We start from the raw sequence: 20,289 nt of genomic DNA on the forward strand, positions 1-20,289 counted from the left end.
GCGGGAACTGTTTCGCGGGGGAGGCCACCGGCTCGGTAGGATTCCCTCGCGTACGCGGTACGAGCGTGCGTACCCCTTCAGTCAGGAGAGACCGGTGTCAGACGTCCGTGTGATCATCCATCGCGATTCCGAGCGGGAAGAGCGCGTGGTGACGACGGGCACTACGGCTGCCGAGCTCTTCGCCGGTGAGCGCACCATCGTGGCGGCCCGCGTGGCCGGTGAGCTGAAGGACCTGGCCTACGAGGTGAAGGACGGCGAGGAGGTCGAGCCCGTCGAGATCTCCTCCGAGGACGGCCTCGACATCCTGCGCCACTCCACCGCCCATGTGATGGCCCAGGCCGTCCAGGAGCTCTTCCCCGAGGCCAAGCTGGGCATCGGCCCGCCGGTCCGGGACGGCTTCTACTACGACTTCGACGTCGAGCGGCCCTTCACCCCCGAGGACCTGAAGGCCATCGAGAAGAAGATGCAGGAGATCCAGAAGCGCGGGCAGCGCTTCTCGCGCCGCGTCGTCACCGACGAGGCCGCCCGCGAGGAGCTCGCGGACGAGCCCTACAAGCTGGAACTCATCGGCATCAAGGGCTCGGCCTCCTCCGACGACGGCGCGGACGTCGAGGTGGGCGGCGGCGAGCTGACCATCTACGACAACCTGGACGCCAAGACCGGCGAGCTGTGCTGGAAGGACCTCTGCCGCGGTCCGCACCTGCCGACCACCCGGAACATCCCGGCGTTCAAGCTGATGCGCAACGCCGCCGCGTACTGGCGCGGCAGCGAGAAGAACCCGATGCTCCAGCGCATCTACGGCACCGCCTGGCCGTCCAAGGACGAGCTGAAGGCGCACCTCGACTTCCTCGCCGAGGCCGAGAAGCGCGACCACCGCAAGCTCGGCGCCGAGCTCGACCTGTTCTCCATCCCGGAGCAGATCGGCTCCGGCCTCGCCGTCTTCCACCCCAAGGGCGGCATCATCCGCCGGGTCATGGAGGACTACAGCCGCAAGCGGCACGAGGAGGAGGGCTACGAGTTCGTCTACACCCCCCACGCGACCAAGGGGAAGCTCTTCGAGCAGTCGGGCCACCTGGACTGGTACGCCGACGGCATGTACCCGCCCATGCAGCTCGACGAGGGCGTGGACTACTACCTCAAGCCCATGAACTGCCCGATGCACAACCTGATCTTCGACGCGCGGGGCCGGTCCTACCGTGAGCTGCCGCTGCGCCTGTTCGAGTTCGGGACGGTGTACCGGTACGAGAAGTCGGGCGTCGTGCACGGTCTGACCCGGGCCCGCGGCTTCACCCAGGACGACGCGCACATCTACTGCACCAGGGAGCAGATGGCGGAGGAGCTCGACAAGACGCTCACCTTCGTCCTAAACCTGCTGCGCGACTACGGTCTGACCGACTTCTACCTGGAGCTGTCCACCAAGGACCCGGAGAAGTTCGTCGGCTCGGACGAGGTCTGGGAGGAGGCCACCGAGACCCTGCGGCAGGTGGCCGAGAAGCAGGGCCTCCCGCTGGTCCCGGACCCGGGCGGCGCCGCGTTCTACGGCCCGAAGATCTCCGTGCAGTGCAAGGACGCGATCGGCCGCACCTGGCAGATGTCGACCGTGCAGCTCGACTTCAACCTGCCGGAGCGCTTCGACCTGGAGTACACCGGCCCGGACGGCGCCAAGCAGCGCCCGGTCATGATCCACCGCGCGCTGTTCGGCTCGATCGAGCGCTTCTTCGCGGTGCTCCTGGAGCACTACGCGGGCGTCATGCCGCCGTGGCTGGCCCCGGTCCAGGCGGTCGGCATCCCGATCGGCGACGCCCACATCCCGTACCTCCAGGAGTTCGCCGCCGCGGCGAAGAAGAAGGGCCTGCGGGTCGAGGTGGACGCGTCCTCGGACCGGATGCAGAAGAAGATCCGCAACCACCAGAAGGCCAAGGTCCCGTTCATGGTCATCGCGGGTGACGAGGACATGGCCGCCGGCGCCGTCTCGTTCCGCTACCGCGACGGGTCGCAGGAGAACGGCATCCCGGTCGACGAGGCCATCGCCAAGCTGCTCAAGGTCGTCGAGGAGCGGGCGCAGGTCTGACGCGCCCCACCGGCTCGACGCGGCCCCCGGGAAGCCCCGCTCCCCGGGGGCCGCTCCTCGTCGCCGACCGCGAAGTCATATGCTGCACAGCATGACGAGTGAGCCGGAGCAGCAGATCGGAGTGGGGGTCCAGGACGCCTTCCAGCGCCTGTGGACGCCCCACCGGATGGCGTACATCCAGGGCGAGAACAAGCCGACCGGCCCGGACGCCGGCGACGGCTGCCCCTTCTGCTCGATCCCGGCCAAGTCGGACGAGGACGGGCTGGTGGTAGCCCGCGGGGAGCACGTGTACGCGGTGCTGAACCTCTACCCGTACAACGGCGGCCACCTCATGGTCGTGCCCTACCGGCACGTCGCCGACTACACCGGTCTGGACGCCGCCGAGACCCTGGAGCTCGCCGAGCTCACCAAGCAGGCCATGACGGCGCTGCGGACCGCGTCCGGGGCGCACGGCTTCAACATCGGCATGAACCAGGGCTCCGTGGCGGGCGCCGGTATCGCCGCGCATCTGCACCAGCACATCGTGCCCCGCTGGGGCGGCGACACCAACTTCATGCCGGTCGTCGGCCACACCAAGATCCTGCCTCAACTCCTGGGCGACACCCGCGAGATGCTCGCGCGGGCGTGGCCCAGGAGCTGACGCTCAGGCGTCGTACAGGTCGGCCTTGCGCGGCGCCGGGTCCTGCACCATGCCGCTCAGGACCATCGAGCGGTTGGTGAAGCGCTCGGTGTCCACGCCGTTCTCGTCCAGCACCTTCATCGCGGCGGCGTGCACCACGCGCAGGACCGGCGTGGCCGCCCGCATCGCGTCGTCGGCCATGAAGCGGTGGCGCCAGGGCTTGTCGGCCCAGGCGTGCCGCAGACCGAACGGCTCCGGCAGCACGAGCTTGCCCCCGAGGTGGTCCAGGAGCGGCGGGTACCAGGTCAGCGGGGCGCGGGCGGCGAGGCGGACGACCTCGCGCGGCTCGACCAGCGGGAGCTGTATCTCCTTCTTCTCCCAGAACTTGAAGGTCTTGTCGACCGACTTGGTCTTGGGGCTGGGCTTGGTGGTGAACAGGGCGTGCACCGGGCCCAGCGCGTGGCCGGTGACCTCGATGCGCAGGGTCTCGTGGAGCACGGTCACGGTGATCATCATGGTGATCACCAGCTGGCCGTCCCAGAGGGTGAACTGCACGCCCAGGTAGTGGCGGTTGCCGCTGGAGAACTGCTGCTCGTTGCAGATCCGCTGGACCTCGTGCTGGCGGACCTGGAAGCTGTCGACGTCCTGGCCGGTGGGCCGGGCGACCTCCTTGGCGTTCTCGCCGACGGGGGAGACCACCCAGTTGGTGACCGAGGGCCGGGGGAAGCCGCCGGTGTGCAGCGGGCCGCGTTCGAGGAGCTGGAGGCGGTCCTGGATGGACTTGATGACGTCCCAGCTGCGGAAGCCGTGGATCTCCTTGCCGGGCTCCTTGGAGACGAGCTCCTCGGCCAGCTGCCAGCTGCCCCAGCGAGTGCCCATGCCGAGTATGCCCTTGGGCCCGGCGTAGAAGACGGCGTTGCTCTGCTGTTCGGCGGTGAGCTTGGCCAGGCTCTGGCGCAGCCTCTCGGCGGCGGTCTCGTGCGGGTTCTTCGGTACGGCCTCGGGGATCTTGGCGCCGACGCCGCCCCCGGAGAGCAGGCCGTTCCAGCGGGCCCGCAGGTCCCTGGCGGTGGCCTCGCAGATCTGCTTGGCCCAGAACCAGCCGAGGACGGGCATGACCAGCATGGCGCGCAGGTAGATCGCGAGGAAGCCGCCGAAGGGCAGCTTGACCAGGGCGATCACCGCGAGCACGCCGAAGGCCAGCAGAAGCAGGTTGCCGAGGGCGCCGACGCGGCGGTCCTTGGCGCCGGCGAGGGTGCGGCGCAGTTGGAAGAGGCCGAGCCAGAGCAGCAGCCCGGGCAGGAAGAGCACCCCGAAGACGGCGGTGACCAGGGTGAGCCTGGTGTCGCGCTCCTTGCGGATGCGGATCGCGGCGAGGCAGTGCTCGACGACGGTCTGGGGCTCGGTGCCGAAGGACTGGATGAGCGCCTTGCGGGTGGCGCCGAGCATGCGGGACTGCACGGCGCGGGAGAAGGCCTCACCGAGGTTGGGTTCGAAGAGCGAGAGCCGGGGTTTGGTGACGACCGACTCGTGCCACTCGTTGTTGGCCTTGAGGATGTCGGTGACCGGGCTGTCGCGGTAGGCGGCCGAGGCGAGTGCCTGGGTCGCCGCCGTCTGGCCCGCCGCACCCTGGAGCGGGACCTGGGCCCCGGGTGAGAAGTCGAATGGTTGGTCCGCCACTGCCGCCCCCATCGCCGCACATCGTCGCTCTGCGGCCTCTTCCCGACTGCCGTTCCCCGCACACCTGCTGAGCAGGGACCCAGCGTATCGGGGTCCGCGCCCGAGCGACACGGGACGTCGGAATGCCCTCCACCGCAAGGGCGTTGGGCGGACGGCGCTTCCGACGAGCCGTCAGTTTCCGTGTCTAACCGGTCTTTTCCATCGATTCCCGGATCTTCTCCGTCAGTTGCGACGGCATCGGCTCGTGCCGGGCGTACGCGCGGTCGAACCGGCCGGTGCCGTGCGAGACGGAGCGCAGGTCGATCGCGTACCGCCCGATCTCGATCTCCGGCACCTCGGCCCGTACCAGGGTGCGCCCGGGGCCCGCCTGCTCGGTGCCGACGACGCGGCCCCGGCGCCCGGACAGATCGCTCATGACCGGGCCGACGTAGTCGTCGGGCACCAGGACCTGGAGCTCGGCGACGGGTTCCAGCAGATGGATGCGGGCGCCGGCGGCCGCCTCGCGCAGGGCGAGCGCCCCGGCGGTCTGGAAGGCGGCGTCGGAGGAGTCCACCGAGTGGGCCTTGCCGTCCAGCAGCGTGATCCGTACGTCGACGAGCGGGTAGCCGGCGGCCACGCCCCTGGCCGCCTGGGCGCGTACGCCCTTCTCGACGGACGGGATGAACTGGCGCGGCACGGCCCCGCCCACCACCTTGTCGACGAACTCGATGCCGGAACCGGGCGGCAGCGGCGCCACCTCGATCTCGCAGATCGCGTACTGGCCGTGGCCGCCGGACTGCTTGACGTGGCGCCCGCGCCCGGTGACGGTGTCGCCGAAGGTCTCGCGCAGGGAGACTTTGTGCGGGACGACGTCGACCTGGACGCCGTAGCGGCTGCGCAGCCGCTCCAGGGCCACGTCCCGGTGGGCCTCGCCCAGGCACCACAGGACCAGCTGGTGGGTGTGCGGGTTCTGCTCCAGGCGCATGGTCGGGTCCTCGGCGACGAGCCGGGCGAGCCCCTGGGAGAGCTTGTCCTCGTCGGCCTTGCTGTGGGCCTGGATGGCGAGGGGGAGCAGCGGGTCGGGCATGTCCCAGGGCGCCATGAGCAGCGGGTCGTCCTTGCCCGAGAGGGTGTCCCCGGTCTCGGCGCGGGTCAGCTTGGCCACGCACGCGATGTCCCCGGCGATGCAGGAGGCCAGGGTGCGCTGCTGCTTGCCGAAGGGGGAGGAGAGGGCGCCGATCCGCTCGTCGAGATCGTGGTCCTCGTGACCCCGGTCGGTCATCCCGTGCCCGGAGACATGGACGGTCTCGTCGGGGTGGAGGGTGCCGGAGAAGACCCGGACCAGGCTGACCCGGCCCACGTACGGGTCGGACGAGGTCTTGATCACCTCGGCGACCAGCGGGCCGTCGGGGGCGCAGACCGGGGTGGGGCGCGCGGCGCCCTGCGGGGTGGTGACCTCGGGCGCCGTGCGCTCCAGCGGGGTCGGGAAGCCGCCGGTGATCAGCTCAAGGAGCTCCACGGTGCCGATGCCCTGGCGGGCGCCGTCGGCGGCGGGCGCGGCGGCGAGGACGGGGTGGAAGGTGCCGCGCGCGACCGCCCGCTCCAGGTCGTCGACCAGCGTCGTGACATCGATCTCCGCGCCACCGAGATAGCGGTCCATGAGGGTCTCGTCCTCGCTCTCGGCGATGATCCCCTCGATCAGCCGGTTGCGGGCCTCCTCGATGAGCGGGAGGTGCTCGGGACCGGGCTCGGCCTCCTTGCGCTCGCCGGAGGCGTAGTCGTACACCCGCTGCGAGAGGAGCCCGATCAGGCCGGTGACCGGCGCGTGGCCGTCCGGTCCCTCGGGTCCGTGCAGCGGCAGGTAGAGCGGCAGTACGGCGTCGGGGTCGTCGCCGCCGAAGGCCTCGGCGCACACCCGGGTCATCTCGGTGAAGTCGGCGCGGGCCGCCTCCAGGTGGGTGACCACGATCGCCCGGGGCATGCCCACGGCCGCGCACTCGTCCCACACCATGCGGGTGGCGCCGTCCACGCCGTCCGAGGCGGAGACGACGAAGAGGGCCGCGTCCGCCGCTCGCAGACCGGCCCTCAGTTCTCCGACGAAGTCGGCGTATCCCGGGGTGTCCAGGATATTGATCTTGCAGCCGCCCCATTCCACCGGGACCAGCGAGAGCTGGACCGAGCGCTGCTGCCGGTGTTCGATCTCGTCGTAGTCGGAGACGGTCCCGCCGTCCTCGACCCGGCCCGCGCGGTTGACGGCCCCGGCCGTCAGCGCGAGCGCCTCCACCAATGTCGTCTTCCCGGATCCGCTGTGGCCGACCAGCACCACGTTCCGTACGGATGAGGGGTGGTCGGCCGTAGCTGCCCTGCCGGCGGCTCCGGGATGTGCACTCGCCTTGTCGCCCATGCCGTTCCTCCCGTATGGCTTTTCGTGTCGTGCACGGTGAGGTGGTGAGAGGGCGCGGCCGCGCGGATTCCTCCCCCGGCCCCGGCCAGGGAGAACCCCGGCGAGGGCGGCTTCGCGTGCCCGCGGTCTTTCCAGCGTTCCACTCCCGTCACGGTGCGTCCATACGTCGTACGGGAACGCGGGCGGTGAGGGTGCGCGGCGGTGGAGGTGCGCGGGCCTGGCTACGATGGGCCAGCCGGTGGCCAGCAGGGCCGCGCGGCCACACCGACCGTCGGGAAGGCCATGCTGAACAAGTACGCGCGTGCATTCTTCACGCGTGTCCTCACGCCGTTCGCCGCGTTTCTGCTCCGCCGGGGGGTGAGCCCCGACGCCGTCACCCTGCTGGGCACGGCCGGAGTGATGGCGGGGGCGCTGGTCTTCTTCCCCCGCGGGGAGCTCTTCTGGGGCACGATCGTCATCACCCTGTTCGTCTTCTCCGACCTGGTCGACGGCAACATGGCCCGCCAGGCGGGGATCTCCAGCCGCTGGGGCGCGTTCCTCGACTCCACGCTGGACCGCGTCGCGGACGGGGCGATCTTCGGCGGCTTCGCCCTCTGGTACGCGGGCCGCGGCGACGACAACGTGCTGTGCGCGGTCGCGATCTTCTGCCTGGCCAGCGGCCAGGTCGTCTCGTACACCAAGGCGCGCGGCGAGTCGATCGGACTGCCGGTCGCCGTCAACGGCCTGATCGAGCGGGCCGAACGCCTGGTCATCTCGCTGGTCGCGGCGGGCCTCGCGGGACTGCACAAGTTCGGGGTGCCGGGCATCCAGGTGCTGCTGCCGATCGCGCTGTGGATCGTGGCCGTGGGCAGTCTGGTCACGCTGATCCAGCGGGTGGTGACGGTGCGCCGCGAGGCCGCGGAGGCCGACGCCGCCGCCGCGAGCGAGGCCGCCTGATGCGGGAACGGCTGACGGACACGCTCTACGGACTGGGCTGGGCCACCGTCAAGAAGCTCCCCGAGCCGGTGGCCACGGGCCTGGGCCGGCGGATCGCGGACACGGTGTGGAAGCGGCGCGGCAAGAGCGTGCTGCGGCTGGAGTCCAACCTCGCGCGCGTGGTGCCCGACGCCTCCCCGCAGCGCCTGGCCGAGCTGTCGCGGGCCGGGATGCGCTCCTACATGCGGTACTGGATGGAGTCCTTCCGGCTGCCGGCCTGGAGCAAGGACCGGATGAAGACCGGTTTCGAGCCCCGCGACCTGCACCACCTCACCGACGGCCTGGCCGCCGGGCGGGGCGTGGTCCTGGCGCTGCCGCACATGGGCAATTACGACCTGGCGGGCGCCTGGGTCACCACCAAGCTCCAGACGCCGTTCACCACGGTCGCCGAGCGGCTCAAGCCCGAGACGCTGTACGACCGGTTCGTCGCCTACCGCGAGAGCCTCGGCATGGAGGTCCTGCCGCACACGGGTGGCGCGGCCTTCGGCACGCTGGCCAGGCGGCTGCGGGCGGGCGGCCTGGTCTGCCTGGTCGCGGACCGCGATCTCTCCGCCTCCGGCGTCGAGGTGAAGTTCTTCGGGGAGGCGGCGCGGATGCCCGCCGGGCCCGCGATGCTGGCCCAGCAGACGGGCGCGCTGCTGCTGCCCGTGACGCTCTGGTACGACGGCTCGCCCGTCATGCGGGGCAGGGTGCATCCGCCGATCGACGTGCCCGAGACGGGCACGCGCGCGGAGAAGACCTCCGTGATGACCCAGGCGCTGGCCGACGCCTTCGCCACCGGAATCGCCGAACACCCGGAGGACTGGCACATGCTGCAGCGGCTGTGGCTCGCCGACCTTGAGGAGCGCCGGGCGTGAGGATCGGCATCGTCTGCCCGTACTCCTGGGACGTACCGGGCGGCGTCCAGTTCCACATCAGGGACCTGGCCGAGCATCTGATCCGGCTCGGCCACGAGGTCTCCGTCCTCGCCCCCGCCGACGACGAGACGCCGCTGCCGCCGTATGTGGTCTCGGCGGGCCGGGCGGTCCCGGTCCCGTACAACGGCTCGGTGGCCCGGCTCAACTTCGGGTTCCTGTCGGCGGCCCGGGTGCGGCGGTGGCTGCACGAGGGCACGTTCGACGTCATCCACATCCACGAGCCCGCCTCGCCCTCGCTGGGCCTGCTGAGCTGCTGGGCGGCGCAGGGTCCGATCGTGGCGACCTTCCACACCTCCAACCCGCGCTCCCGGGCGATGATCGCGGCGTACCCCATCCTCCAGCCCGCCCTGGAGAAGATCAGCGCGCGGATCGCGGTGAGCGAGTACGCGCGGCGCACCCTGGTCGAGCACCTCGGCGGCGACGCGGTCGTCATCCCCAACGGCGTCGACGTCGACTTCTTCGCCAAGGCCGAGCCCCGGCCCGAGTGGCAGGGCGACACCCTCGGCTTCATAGGCCGCATCGACGAACCCAGGAAGGGCCTGCCGGTCCTGATCAGGGCGCTGCCGAGGATCCTCGCGGAACGCCCGCGCACCCGGCTGCTGGTGGCGGGGCGCGGCGACGAGCAGGAGGCGGTGGCGTCCCTGCCGGCGGAGCTCCGGCCGCGCGTGGAGTTCCTGGGCATGGTGAGCGACGAGGACAAGGCGCGCTTCCTGAGCAGCGTCGACGTGTACGTGGCGCCCAACACCGGGGGCGAGAGCTTCGGCATCATCCTCGTCGAGGCGCTCTCCGCCGGGGCGGCGGTGCTGGCGAGCGACCTGGACGCGTTCGCGCAGGTCCTGGACCAGGGAAGCGCGGGTGAGCTCTTCGCCAACGAGGACGCGGACGCCCTGGCGACCTCGGCCCTGCGCCTCCTGGCCGACCCGGCCCGCCGGGCCGAACTGAGCGCCCGGGGTTCGGCGCATGTGCGGCGCTTCGACTGGTCGACGGTCGGGGCGGACATCCTGGCGGTGTACGAGACGGTGACGGACGGGGCGGCGTCGGTGGCGGCGGACGAACGCCCGGGGTTCATGGCGCGCTTCGGCTTGGCCCGCGACTGACCGAGGGGTCGCCCCTCCCCGCCCCTTCCCCCAACCCTCCGGGGGCGCGGGTGGGTCTGGGGCGGGTCTCCAGGGGGCTACCCCTGCCCCCCGGAGCGGGGCCTGCGGCCCCTGCCCGTGCCCCCGCCCTTCGTCTGCGGACCGTGCTGGGGCACCCGCGCAGTTCCCCGCGCCCCTGGCACCTTGGGGGCGCCGCCTGCGGCCTCCGCGCCCCTCCCTGGGCTCCGCCCCAGGGCTTCTCGTCCGTCTGCGAACCGTGCTGGGGCACCCGCGCAGTTCCCCGCGCCCCTGGGCACCTGGGGTACGGGCTGTGCGTGATCGGCCCCGCACCTGGGGGCGCCCAGGGGTACGGGCATCGCGCTCCCAACCCCGCGTGCGCGGGCACCCCAGGGGCGGGCTTTGCGTCACCAACCCGCGTGCGCGGGCACCCCTAGGGGTGCTGGGAACTGCGCGACCAGCCCGGCACGGTCCGCAGGGGCGAACAAGGGGCTCGGGGCGGAGCCCGGGCGGGCTTTGTGTCGCCAACCCCGCGTGCGCGGGCACCCCCAGGGGCGCGGGGAACTGCGCGACCAGCCCGGCACGGTCCGCAGGCGAAGGACGCGGGGTGCGGGGGCCGCAGGCCCCGTTCGGGGGGACGGGGGCGTAGCCCCCGAGAAGCCCTCCCCAGCCGCTCCCCACCCCCGGTTGGTTCCGGGAAGGGGCCGGGCAGGGGCCCGGTAGCCTTGCCGCCCGTGACCGTAACCCTCATCTGGATCGCCGTGGCCCTCGTGGCCACCGGCCTCTACCTCAGCTGGACCGCCGGCCGCCTCGACCGCCTGCACGCCCGTATCGACGCCGCCCGCGCCGCCCTCGACGCCCAGCTGCTGCGCCGCGCCTCGGTCACCCAGGAGCTGGCCACCTCCGGCGTCCTGGACCCGGCGGCCTCCATCGTGCTGTACGAGGCCGCCCACGCGGCCCGCCAGGCCGAGGAGGAGCAGCGGGAGGTCGCCGAGAGCGAGCTGAGCCAGGCGCTGCGGGCCGTCTTCGGCGAGCCCGCCCAGGTCGACGCGGTCCGCGAGGCCCCCGGCGGGGTGGACGCGGCGGAGGAGCTGGCCCAGGCCGTACGCCGCGTCCCCATGGCCCGCCGCTTCCACAACGACGCCGTACGCGCCGCCCGCGCCCTGCGCAGGCACCGCAAGGTCCGCTGGTTCCGGCTGGCCGGCCACGCCCCGTTCCCGCTGGCGTTCGAGATGGACGACGAGCCCCCGGCCGCGCTCGCGGACCGCCCGGGCTCGTAGCCGTACCCGGGACACCGTGGCCGCGACCGCGACTGCGACCGCGACCGCGACCGCGGCCCGGACCGACCGCGGCCCGGCACCGACCGGGACCGGCCCTCCCCCCACCAGGCCAAAACGATCCACCGCCTCCCCATTGGCCCTTGCAGTGGACTGGTCCGGCGGGCGACCCTCTGGGGCAGTAGGAAACCCAGTAGGAAACCCCCTTCTCCACCCAGCGAGGTCCCGTGTCCAGCACCCTCCCCACCACCGCCCAGAACCCCGAGACCGGCACCGCGCGCGTGAAGCGCGGCATGGCCGAGCAGCTCAAGGGCGGTGTGATCATGGACGTGGTCAACGCCGAGCAGGCGAAGATCGCCGAGGACGCGGGCGCCGTGGCGGTCATGGCCCTGGAGCGGGTCCCGGCCGACATCCGCAAGGACGGCGGCGTCGCCCGGATGTCCGACCCCAACATGATCGAGGAGATCATCGAGGCGGTCTCCATCCCGGTCATGGCCAAGTCGCGCATCGGCCACTTCGTCGAGGCCCAGGTCCTGCAGTCCCTCGGCGTCGACTACATCGACGAGTCCGAGGTCCTCACCCCGGCCGACGAGGTCAACCACTCCGACAAGTGGGCCTTCACCACCCCCTTCGTCTGCGGCGCCACCAACCTGGGCGAGGCCCTGCGCCGCATCGCCGAGGGCGCGGCCATGATCCGCTCCAAGGGCGAGGCCGGCACCGGCAACGTCGTCGAGGCCGTCCGCCACCTGCGCCAGATCAAGAACGAGATCGCCCGCCTGCGCGGCTTCGACAACAACGAGCTGTTCGCCGCCGCCAAGGACCTGCGCGCCCCGTACGAGCTGGTCAAGGAGGTCGCCGAGCTCGGCAAGCTCCCGGTCGTGCTGTTCTCCGCCGGTGGCGTCGCCACCCCGGCCGACGCCGCGCTGATGCGCCAGCTGGGCGCCGAGGGCGTCTTCGTCGGCTCCGGCATCTTCAAGTCGGGCGACCCGGCCAAGCGCGCCGCCGCCATCGTGAAGGCCACCACCTTCTACGACGACCCGAAGATCATCGCGGACGCCTCCCGCAACCTGGGCGAGGCCATGGTCGGCATCAACTGCGACACCCTCCCCGAGGCCGAGCGCTACGCCAACCGCGGCTGGTAAGGCACAGGTACCGAAGGACATGAGCAACACACCCGTCATTGGCGTCCTGGCCCTCCAGGGCGACGTACGGGAGCACCTGATCGCCCTGGCCTCGGCGGACGCCGTGGCCAGGCCGGTCCGGCGCCCCGAGGAGCTCGCCGAGGTGGACGGCCTCGTCATCCCCGGCGGCGAGTCCACCACCATCTCCAAGCTCGCGGTCCTGTTCGGACTGATGGAGCCGCTGCGCGCGCGCGTGGCCGACGGCATGCCCGTCTACGGCACCTGCGCCGGCCTGATCATGCTCGCCGACAAGATCCTCGACCCGCGCTCGGGCCAGGAGACGATCGGCGGCATCGACATGATCGTGCGCCGCAACGCCTTCGGGCGGCAGAACGAGTCCTTCGAGGCCACCGTCGAGGTCACCGGAGTCGGCCCCGTCGAGGGCGTCTTCATCCGGGCGCCCTGGGTGGAGTCGGTGGGCGCGCGGGCCGAGGTCCTCGCCGAGCACGGCGGCCACATCGTCGCGGTCCGCCAGGGCAGCGCCCTCGCCACGTCGTTCCACCCCGAACTCACCGGCGACCACCGGATGCACGCCCTCTTCGTGGACATGGTGCGCGCCGCCCGGTGACCGGCTCCCGGTAGGATCTCTGGCGAACGACGCAGAATTGGTTACGCGAAGGAGACAGGCAGATGTCCGGCCACTCTAAATGGGCTACGACGAAGCACAAGAAGGCCGTGATCGACGCCAAGCGCGGCAAACTCTTCGCGAAGCTGATCAAGAACATCGAGGTCGCGGCCCGCACCGGGGGCGCCGACATCGACGGCAACCCGACCCTCTTCGACGCCGTGCAGAAGGCGAAGAAGCAGTCGGTGCCCAACAAGAACATCGACTCCGCGCTCAAGCGCGGCGCCGGTCTCGAGGCGGGCGGCGCCGACTACGAGACGATCATGTACGAGGGCTACGGTCCCAACGGTGTCGCGGTGCTCATCGAGTGCCTCACCGACAACCGCAACCGTGCCGCCTCCGACGTGCGCGTCGCCATGACCCGCAACGGCGGCTCGATGGCCGACCCGGGCTCCGTCTCGTACCTCTTCAACCGCAAGGGCGTCGTCGTCCTGCCCAAGGGCGAGCTCACCGAGGACGACGTCCTGGGCGCCGTCCTGGACGCGGGCGCCGAGGAGGTCAACGACCTCGGCGACTCCTTCGAGATCATCTCCGAGGCCACCGACCTGGTCGCGGTGCGCACCGCGCTCCAGGAGAACGGCATCGACTACGACTCGGCCGAGGCCAACTTCGTCCCGACCATGCAGGTCGAGCTGGACGAGGAGGGCGCGCGCAAGATCTTCAAGCTGATCGACGCGCTGGAGGACAGCGACGACGTGCAGAACGTCTTCGCCAACTTCGACGTCTCCGACGAGGTCATGGAGAAGGTCGACGCGTGACGCCGTAGTACGCGGGCGATTTCCGTAGCGCGCGGGCGTTTTCCGGCGGGCCGGTGGGACACATCCCACCGGCCCGCCGCCGTTGTCAGTGGCAGCGGATAGCCTGGCAGCAAGTCAAAGATCACCGAGGGGAGGGCGCGTGCGGGTACTGGGCGTGGACCCGGGGCTGACCCGGTGCGGCGTCGGTGTCGTCGAGGGCGTGGCGGGCCGCCCGCTGGCGATGCTCGGCGTCGGCGTGGTCCGCACGCCCGCCGACGCGGAGCTCGGCCACCGCCTGGTCGCCATCGAGCAGGGCATCGAGCAGTGGCTGGACGAGCACCGGCCCGAATTCGTCGCCGTGGAGCGGGTGTTCAGCCAGCACAATGTCCGGACGGTGATGGGCACCGCCCAGGCCAGCGCCGTCGCCATGCTCTGCGCCTCCCGGCGCGGCATCCCCGTCGCCCTGCACACCCCCAGCGAGGTCAAGGCCGCCGTCACCGGCAGCGGCCGGGCCGACAAGGCCCAGGTCGGGGCGATGGTGACCCGCCTGCTGAGGCTGGACGCCCCGCCCAAGCCGGCCGACGCGGCGGACGCGCTGGCCCTCGCCATCTGCCACATCTGGCGCGCCCCCGCCGTCAACCGCCTGCAACAGGCGCACGAGCAGGCCCGCCGTGCCCACCTCTCCGTAAAGAAGGTCCCGCGATGATCGCCTTCGTCAGCGGCCCGGTCGCCGCCCTCGCCCCCGACGCCGCGGTGGTCGAGGTCGGCGGCGTCGGCATGGCCCTGCAGTGCACGCCTAACACCCTGGCCACCCTGCGCGTCGGCCAACAGGCCAAGCTCGCCACGTCGTTGGTCGTCCGCGAGGACTCACTGACGCTGTACGGCTTCGCGGACGACGACGAGAAGCAGGTCTTCGAGCTGCTCCAGACCGCCAACGGAGTGGGCCCCCGCCTCGCCCAGGCCGTCCTGTCGGTGCACACCCCGGACGCGCTGCGCCGGGCCTTCGCCTCCGGCGACGAGAAGGCGCTGACCGCCGTGCCCGGCATCGGCAAGAAGGGCGCCCAGAAGCTCCTCATCGAGCTGAAGGACCGGCTCGGCGCGCCCGTCGGCAGCGCCCCGGCCGTCGGCGCCCCCGTCACGGCGGGCTGGCGCGACCAGCTGCACGCCGCCCTGATCGGGTTGGGGTACGCCACCCGCGAGGCCGACGAGGCGGTCTCCGCCGTCGCCCCCCAGGCCGAGGCAGCCGGGCCGCCGAACATCGGGGCGCTCCTGAAGGCCGCGCTCCAGACCCTCAACCGCGCGCGCTGACCGGCCCGGTCCCGCCCGTCCGACCCCCGCACTGCCCGACGCCGCCCGACCCGACGAGAGAACCGCACTGATGAACTGGGACGACACCGGATCCGAAGCCGACGCCACCGACCCGAGGCTGGTCGACTCGGTGGCCGACGGCGAGGACCAGGCCGTCGAGGCCGCCCTGCGCCCCAAGGACCTGGAGGAGTTCGTCGGCCAGGAGAAGGTCCGCGAACAGCTCGACCTGGTGCTGCGGGCCGCCCGCGCGCGCGGCGCCACCGCCGACCACGTGCTGCTCTCCGGCGCCCCCGGCCTCGGCAAGACCACCCTTTCGATGATCATCGCGGCCGAGATGGGCGCCCCCATCCGCATCACCAGCGGCCCGGCCATCCAGCACGCGGGCGACCTCGCCGCGATCCTCTCCTCCCTCCAGGAGGGCGAGGTCCTCTTCCTCGACGAGATCCACCGGATGTCGCGGCCCGCCGAGGAGATGCTCTACATGGCGATGGAGGACTTCCGCGTCGACGTGATCGTCGGCAAGGGCCCCGGCGCCACCGCCATCCCGCTGGAGCTGCCCCCCTTCACCCTGGTCGGCGCCACCACCCGCGCGGGACTGCTGCCGCCCCCGCTGCGCGACCGCTTCGGCTTCACCGGGCACATGGAGTTCTACGAGCCGGCCGAGCTGGAGCGCGTGATCCACCGCTCGGCCCGGCTGCTCGACGTGGAGATCGACCCGGCGGGCGCGGCCGAGATCGCCGGCCGCTCGCGCGGCACGCCCCGTATCGCCAACCGCCTGCTGCGCCGCGTCAGGGACTACGCGCAGGTCAAGGCCGACGGCGTGATCACCCGCGAGATCGCCGCGGCGGCCCTGGGGGTGTACGAGGTGGACGGCCGGGGCCTTGACCGCCTCGACCGGGCGGTGCTCCAGGCCCTGCTGAAACTGTTCGGCGGCGGCCCGGTCGGCCTGTCCACGCTGGCGGTCGCGGTGGGAGAGGAGCGCGAGACCGTCGAGGAGGTGGCCGAGCCCTTCCTGGTACGGGAAGGGCTGCTGGCGCGCACCCCGCGCGGGCGCGTGGCCACCCCCGCCGCCTGGGCCCACCTGGGCCTGGTCCCGCCCCAGCAGGGCCAGGGGGGCGGCACGGGAAGCGGACAACAGGGGCTCTTCGGGCCGTGACGGCGCGGGTGGGTGCACGGGGAGGAACCCGGGTGGGATGCTGGGCGTTGTTCCAGCTGTGCGGACTCGCTTAGACTCCGCCGATGCCGCCCTCGTATTTGCCGGTCGGCATACCCACCCCCAGATCAGGCCGCACTCCTTGCGCGGTCGTGCGAAGGAAGTTCGTCCCGTGAATCCCGTGACCCTTCTCCCCTTCATCATCCTCATCGGGGCCATGTTCCTCATGACCCGCTCCGCGAAGAGGAAGCAGCAGCAGGCCGCCGCCATGCGGAACGACATCCAGCCCGGCACCGGCGTCCGCACCATCGGTGGCATGTACGCCACTGTGAAGGAGATCGGCGACGACACGGTCCATCTGGAGGTGGCGCCGGGCGTCCACGCCGTCTACGCGAAGAACGCGATCGGCGCGGTCCTCTCCGACGAGGAGTACAACCGCATCGTGCACGGTGAGACGGAAGAGGTCTCCGACCTCCCGGCCGTGCCCGACGACGCCTCGTCGCTGACCGGGACCGCTGAGCACCCGGCCGACGCGGCCGACGCGGCCGAGGCCGCCCCGGCGGACAAGATCGACCTGGGCAAGAAGGACGAGGCGGACGACGCCGCCGCGCCCAAGGACGGCAAGGCAGACGGCGGGTCGGACGCGAAGTAGCCGCTCTCGGTGACCGGCGGGCGCCCTCGCGCGCCCGCCGGTCCCGCCGAGGGTGACGACTTCCACGGGGGACGTCCCCACAACACTTCGTGCCGCCCGGGCGCACACCCGGCGCGGGCGGTTGGACAGGGAGAAACGACAAGGTGGCAGCACCGAAGAAGGGCCGAAGGCCGGCGGGGGCCCAGGGCAGGCCGGGGCGCACCCTGGTCCTGTTCCTGATCGCCATGGTGGCCCTCGCGGGCGGCATGTTCGCCTCCGGGCACAACACGCCCCGCCTGGGCATCGACCTCGCCGGCGGTACGAGCATCACGCTCAAGGCGAAGGCCGAGCCCGGCCAGGAAAAGGCGATCAACAAGAAGAACATGGACACCGCGGTCTCGATCATGAACCGCCGTGTCAACGGTCTGGGTGTCTCCGAGGCCGAGGTCCAGACCCAGGGCGATCGCAACATCATCGTCAACATCCCCAAGGGGACGAACTCGGAGCAGGCCCGCCAGCAGGTCGGCACCACCGCCAAGCTGTACTTCCGGCCCGTCCTGACGGTCGCCGCCGGCACCCCCGCCAAGCCCCAGCCCAGCGGCTCGCCGAGCCCCTCGGCCAGCAAGGGCGCGGACAAGGCCGGCAAGAACGGCGACAAGAACAAGCCGTCCTCGACGCCGTCGGCCAAGCCGAGCGCGAAGTCGACGCCGCAGGGCCGCGCCCTCACCGACGCCCTCAAGGCGGACGGCAAGCCCTCCCCGAAGACCACGCCGGGCATCCCGTCGACCCCTCCCAAGCCGGGTACGACGCCGGGTGCGACCCCGCCCGTGCCGCCCACGGGCGACGCGGCGGCCGTGGCCAAGCTCCAGAAGCAGTTCGAGGCACTCGACTGCTCCACCAAGGAGTCGCGCGCCAAGGCGGCCTTCGGCAGCAAGGCCTCGGACCCCATCGCGGCCTGCGACCAGACCGGTGAGGCCAAGTACATCCTGGGTCCGGCCGAGATCGAGGGCACGGACGTCAAGAAGGCCAAGGCGGTCATCGACCAGCAGCGCGGCATGTGGATCGTCCAGATGGACTTCACGGGCAAGGGCTCGAAGAAGTTCCAGTCGATCACCGGCAAGCTGTCGAAGCAGCAGTCCCCGCAGAACCAGTTCGCCATCGCGCTGGACAACCAGGTCGTCTCCGCCCCGTCGGTGAGCCAGACGCTCAGCGGCAGCGCCGAGATCTCCGGCAGCTTCAACCAGCGCTCCGCCAACGACCTGGCGAACGTGCTCTCCTACGGCGCCCTGCCGCTCTCCTTCGAGGAGCAGAGCGTCACCACCGTCACCGCCGCGCTCGGCGCCGACCAGCTGCACGCCGGTCTGATCGCCGGCGCCATCGGCCTGGCGCTGGTCATCATCTACCTGGTGCTCTACTACCGGGGTCTGGCGCTGGTCGCGATCCTGAGCCTCGTGGTCTCCGCGGTGCTCACGTACGTGATCATGGCGCTGCTCGGTCCGGCCATCAACTTCGCGCTGAACCTGCCCGCGGTCTGCGGCGCCATCGTCGCCATCGGCATCACGGCGGACTCGTTCATCGTGTACTTCGAACGGATCCGGGACGAGATCCGCGAGGGCCGGACCCTGCGCCCGGCCGTCGAGCGGGCCTGGCCCCGCGCCCGGCGCACGATCATGGTCTCCGACTTCGTGTCGTTCCTCGCCGCCGCGGTGCTCTTCATCGTGACCGTCGGCAAGGTCCAGGGCTTCGCGTTCACGCTGGGCCTGACCACCCTGCTCGACATCGTCGTGGTGTTCCTCTTCACCAAGCCGGTGATGACGCTCCTCGCGCGCAAGCAGTTCTTCGCCGGCGGCCACCCGTGGTCCGGTCTGGATCCGCAGCGTCTGGGCGCCAGGCCGCCGCTGCGCCGCTCCCGCCGCACCCCCGCCGCTCCCACCGACCCGAAGGAGGCGTGAGATGTCGCGACTCGGTCATCTCGGCGCCCGGCTCTACCGCGGTGAGGTCGGCTACGACTTCGTCGGCAAGCGGAAGATCTGGTACGGCATCTCGATCCTGATCACCATCACGGCCATCCTGGGCCTGGCGGTGCGGGGTCTGACGATGGGTATCGAGTTCGAGGGCGGCGCGGTCTTCACCACCCCGAAGACCTCCGCCTCGGTCGCCCAGGCGGAGGAGGTCGCGGAGCGCGCCTCCGGCCACGACGCGATCGTGCAGAAGCTCGGCAACAAGGGCCTGCGCATCCAGATCAGCGGTATCGACACCGCGAAGTCGGACACGATCAAGACCCAGCTCTCCAAGGAACTCAAGGTCCCGGCCGAGGACATCAACGCCGACCTCGTCGGTCCCAGCTGGGGCGACCAGATCGCCAACAAGGCGTGGACCGGTCTGATCGTGTTCATGATCCTCGTGGTGATCTATCTGGCGATCGCCTTCGAGTGGCGCATGGCGCTCGCGGCCCTGGTCGCGCTGATCCACGACATCACGATCACCGTCGGTATCTACGCGCTGGTCGGCTTCGAGGTCACGCCGGGCACCGTGATCGGTCTGCTCACCATCCTCGGTTACTCGCTCTACGACACCGTCGTCGTCTTCGACGGTCTCAAGGAGGGCCAGCGGGGCATCACCAAGCAGACCAGGCTCACCTACAGCGAGATGGCCAACAAGAGCCTCAACGGCACCCTGGTGCGTTCCATCAACACCACGGTCGTCGCGCTGCTCCCGGTGGCGGGCCTGCTGTTCATCGGTGGCGGCGTCCTCGGCGCCGGCATGCTGAACGACATCTCGCTGTCGCTCTTCGTCGGCCTCGCGGCCGGCGCGTACTCGTCGATCTTCATCGCCACCCCGCTGGTCGCGGACCTCAAGGAGCGCGACCCGCAGATGAAGGCCCTCAAGAAGCGGGTGCTCGCCAAGCGGGCCGCCGCCGCGGCCAAGGGCGAGACCGCCGACGAGTCCCGTGACGGCGAGCCGCACGACGGCGAGGACGCGCAGGACGCGACCGCGACCGCCGGCGCGGTCGTCGGCCAGCGCCGCCAGCCCTCCCGCAACAACCGGGGGAAGCGGCGATGACGGTCTCCACCCAGGAGCTGCTGCTCAGCCGCATCCGTGACGTACCGGACTACCCGAAGCCGGGCGTGCTGTTCAAGGACATCACGCCGCTGCTCGCGGACCCGGCCGCGTTCACGGCCCTGACCGACGCCCTCGCCGAGCTGTGCGTACGCCACGGCGCGACGAAGATCGTCGGCCTGGAGGCGCGCGGCTTCATCCTGGCGGCCCCGGTCGCGGTCCGCGCCGGCATCGGCTTCATCCCCGTACGCAAGGCGGGCAAGCTCCCCGGAGCCACGCTCTCCCAGCGTTACGAGCTGGAGTACGGCACGGCGGAGATCGAGGTGCACGCCGAGGACCTGGCCGCGGGCGACCGCGTCATGGTCATCGACGACGTCCTGGCGACCGGGGGCACGGCCGAGGCCTCGCTGGAGCTCATCCGGCGGGCCGGGGCCGAGGTGGCCGGAGTGGCCGTCCTGATGGAGCTCGGCTTCCTGGCCGGGCGCGAGCGGCTGGAACCCGCCTTGCGCGGGGCCCCGCTGGAGGCCCTCATCACGCTCTGAGCAAGGGCTACGGACATCAGGAGGCGGGCGCCGGGG

18 protein-coding genes are annotated in these 20,289 nt (G+C 71.5%); 16 read left to right on the forward strand and 2 right to left on the reverse strand.

Going from position 1 to position 20,289, the window contains the following annotated elements; all coding sequences use genetic code 11:
• Positions 1-94 precede the first annotated feature (94 nt).
• The gene (gene thrS, locus AC069K_RS14125; protein ID WP_478615637.1) at positions 95-2,071 is read left to right on the forward strand and encodes a threonine--tRNA ligase; all 1,977 of its coding nucleotides are present in this window, start codon (positions 95-97) and stop codon (positions 2,069-2,071) included.
• A gap of 79 nt (positions 2,072-2,150) precedes the next feature.
• A complete protein-coding gene (locus tag AC069K_RS14130) occupies positions 2,151-2,711 on the forward strand; it encodes an HIT family protein (RefSeq protein ID WP_358835933.1) in 561 nt (186 codons plus the stop codon).
• A gap of 3 nt (positions 2,712-2,714) precedes the next feature.
• Here the strand turns inward: AC069K_RS14130 and AC069K_RS14135 are convergent, their stop codons facing one another.
• Together AC069K_RS14135 and AC069K_RS14140 are read right to left on the reverse strand one after the other, a co-directional pair.
• Positions 2,715-4,370 (reverse strand): hypothetical protein, encoded by a 1,656-nt coding sequence (locus AC069K_RS14135; RefSeq protein ID WP_358835934.1) that lies wholly within the window; start codon positions 4,368-4,370, stop codon positions 2,715-2,717.
• A gap of 184 nt (positions 4,371-4,554) precedes the next feature.
• Positions 4,555-6,753 carry an elongation factor G-like protein EF-G2 gene (locus tag AC069K_RS14140; protein WP_478615642.1) on the reverse strand — a complete coding sequence of 733 codons (2,199 nt, stop codon included), beginning with the start codon at positions 6,751-6,753 and terminating at the stop codon, positions 4,555-4,557.
• 282 nt (positions 6,754-7,035) lie between these two features.
• Between AC069K_RS14140 and pgsA the strand changes: the two genes are divergently transcribed.
• The 14 genes from pgsA (at position 7,036) to AC069K_RS14210 (ending at position 20,253) form a co-directional block, all read left to right on the forward strand.
• On the forward strand, positions 7,036-7,689 hold the full coding sequence (pgsA, locus tag AC069K_RS14145; protein ID WP_358835936.1) for a phosphatidylinositol phosphate synthase: 654 nt from the start codon (positions 7,036-7,038) through the stop codon (positions 7,687-7,689).
• Positions 7,689-8,585, forward strand: coding sequence for a phosphatidylinositol mannoside acyltransferase (locus AC069K_RS14150; RefSeq protein ID WP_478615645.1), 897 nt, complete (start codon positions 7,689-7,691; stop codon positions 8,583-8,585). The genes pgsA and AC069K_RS14150 overlap by 1 nt, the downstream gene beginning before the upstream one ends.
• Positions 8,582-9,742, forward strand: a complete 1,161-nt coding sequence (locus AC069K_RS14155) for a glycosyltransferase family 4 protein (RefSeq protein WP_478615648.1) — start codon at positions 8,582-8,584, stop codon at positions 9,740-9,742. Before AC069K_RS14150 ends, AC069K_RS14155 begins: the two co-directional genes overlap by 4 nt.
• Positions 9,743-10,473: 731 nt before the next feature.
• Positions 10,474-11,019 (forward strand): LemA family protein, encoded by a 546-nt coding sequence (locus AC069K_RS14160; RefSeq protein WP_365110240.1) that lies wholly within the window; start codon positions 10,474-10,476, stop codon positions 11,017-11,019.
• Between the two features lie 224 nt (positions 11,020-11,243).
• A complete protein-coding gene (gene pdxS / locus AC069K_RS14165; protein WP_358837583.1) occupies positions 11,244-12,158 on the forward strand; it encodes a pyridoxal 5'-phosphate synthase lyase subunit PdxS in 915 nt (304 codons plus the stop codon).
• A 19-nt stretch (positions 12,159-12,177) separates the two neighbouring features.
• Positions 12,178-12,765, forward strand: coding sequence for a pyridoxal 5'-phosphate synthase glutaminase subunit PdxT (pdxT, locus tag AC069K_RS14170; protein WP_358837584.1), 588 nt, complete (start codon positions 12,178-12,180; stop codon positions 12,763-12,765).
• 62 nt (positions 12,766-12,827) lie between these two features.
• A complete protein-coding gene (locus AC069K_RS14175; RefSeq protein ID WP_358837585.1) occupies positions 12,828-13,580 on the forward strand; it encodes a YebC/PmpR family DNA-binding transcriptional regulator in 753 nt (250 codons plus the stop codon).
• A gap of 139 nt (positions 13,581-13,719) precedes the next feature.
• Complete coding sequence (ruvC, locus tag AC069K_RS14180; protein WP_365110233.1) at positions 13,720-14,265, forward strand: crossover junction endodeoxyribonuclease RuvC; 546 nt, start codon at positions 13,720-13,722, stop codon at positions 14,263-14,265.
• Positions 14,262-14,867 (forward strand): Holliday junction branch migration protein RuvA, encoded by a 606-nt coding sequence (gene ruvA, locus AC069K_RS14185; RefSeq protein ID WP_358831878.1) that lies wholly within the window; start codon positions 14,262-14,264, stop codon positions 14,865-14,867. Before ruvC ends, ruvA begins: the two co-directional genes overlap by 4 nt.
• 70 nt (positions 14,868-14,937) lie before the next feature.
• A complete protein-coding gene (gene ruvB, locus AC069K_RS14190) occupies positions 14,938-16,023 on the forward strand; it encodes a Holliday junction branch migration DNA helicase RuvB (RefSeq protein ID WP_365110230.1) in 1,086 nt (361 codons plus the stop codon).
• Positions 16,024-16,192: 169 nt separating this feature from the next.
• Complete coding sequence (gene yajC, locus AC069K_RS14195; RefSeq protein WP_365110228.1) at positions 16,193-16,672, forward strand: preprotein translocase subunit YajC; 480 nt, start codon at positions 16,193-16,195, stop codon at positions 16,670-16,672.
• Between the two features lie 143 nt (positions 16,673-16,815).
• Positions 16,816-18,603 (forward strand): protein translocase subunit SecD, encoded by a 1,788-nt coding sequence (gene secD / locus AC069K_RS14200; RefSeq protein WP_365110225.1) that lies wholly within the window; start codon positions 16,816-16,818, stop codon positions 18,601-18,603.
• Position 18,604: 1 nt separating this feature from the next.
• Positions 18,605-19,714 (forward strand): protein translocase subunit SecF, encoded by a 1,110-nt coding sequence (gene secF, locus AC069K_RS14205; RefSeq protein ID WP_478615659.1) that lies wholly within the window; start codon positions 18,605-18,607, stop codon positions 19,712-19,714.
• Positions 19,711-20,253 (forward strand): adenine phosphoribosyltransferase, encoded by a 543-nt coding sequence (locus AC069K_RS14210; protein ID WP_358831883.1) that lies wholly within the window; start codon positions 19,711-19,713, stop codon positions 20,251-20,253. Before secF ends, AC069K_RS14210 begins: the two co-directional genes overlap by 4 nt.
• The last annotated feature ends 36 nt before the right edge of the window (positions 20,254-20,289 follow it).

The sequence above is a fragment of the Streptomyces sp. NPDC043908 genome, assembly GCF_056435525.1.

Coding starts and splice junctions, on each gene's coding strand:
- AC069K_RS14175 (WP_358837585.1), top strand. CDS start 12,828: ATGTCCGGCCACTCTAAATGGGCTACGACGAAGCACAAGAAGGCCGTG.
- pgsA (WP_358835936.1), top strand. CDS start 7,036: ATGCTGAACAAGTACGCGCGTGCATTCTTCACGCGTGTCCTCACGCCG.
- ruvB (WP_365110230.1), top strand. CDS start 14,938: ATGAACTGGGACGACACCGGATCCGAAGCCGACGCCACCGACCCGAGG.
- secF (WP_478615659.1), top strand. CDS start 18,605: ATGTCGCGACTCGGTCATCTCGGCGCCCGGCTCTACCGCGGTGAGGTC.
- ruvA (WP_358831878.1), top strand. CDS start 14,262: ATGATCGCCTTCGTCAGCGGCCCGGTCGCCGCCCTCGCCCCCGACGCC.
- AC069K_RS14150 (WP_478615645.1), top strand. CDS start 7,689: ATGCGGGAACGGCTGACGGACACGCTCTACGGACTGGGCTGGGCCACC.
- AC069K_RS14210 (WP_358831883.1), top strand. CDS start 19,711: ATGACGGTCTCCACCCAGGAGCTGCTGCTCAGCCGCATCCGTGACGTA.
- AC069K_RS14130 (WP_358835933.1), top strand. CDS start 2,151: ATGCTGCACAGCATGACGAGTGAGCCGGAGCAGCAGATCGGAGTGGGG.
- pdxT (WP_358837584.1), top strand. CDS start 12,178: ATGAGCAACACACCCGTCATTGGCGTCCTGGCCCTCCAGGGCGACGTA.
- AC069K_RS14140 (WP_478615642.1), bottom strand. CDS start 6,753: ATGGGCGACAAGGCGAGTGCACATCCCGGAGCCGCCGGCAGGGCAGCT.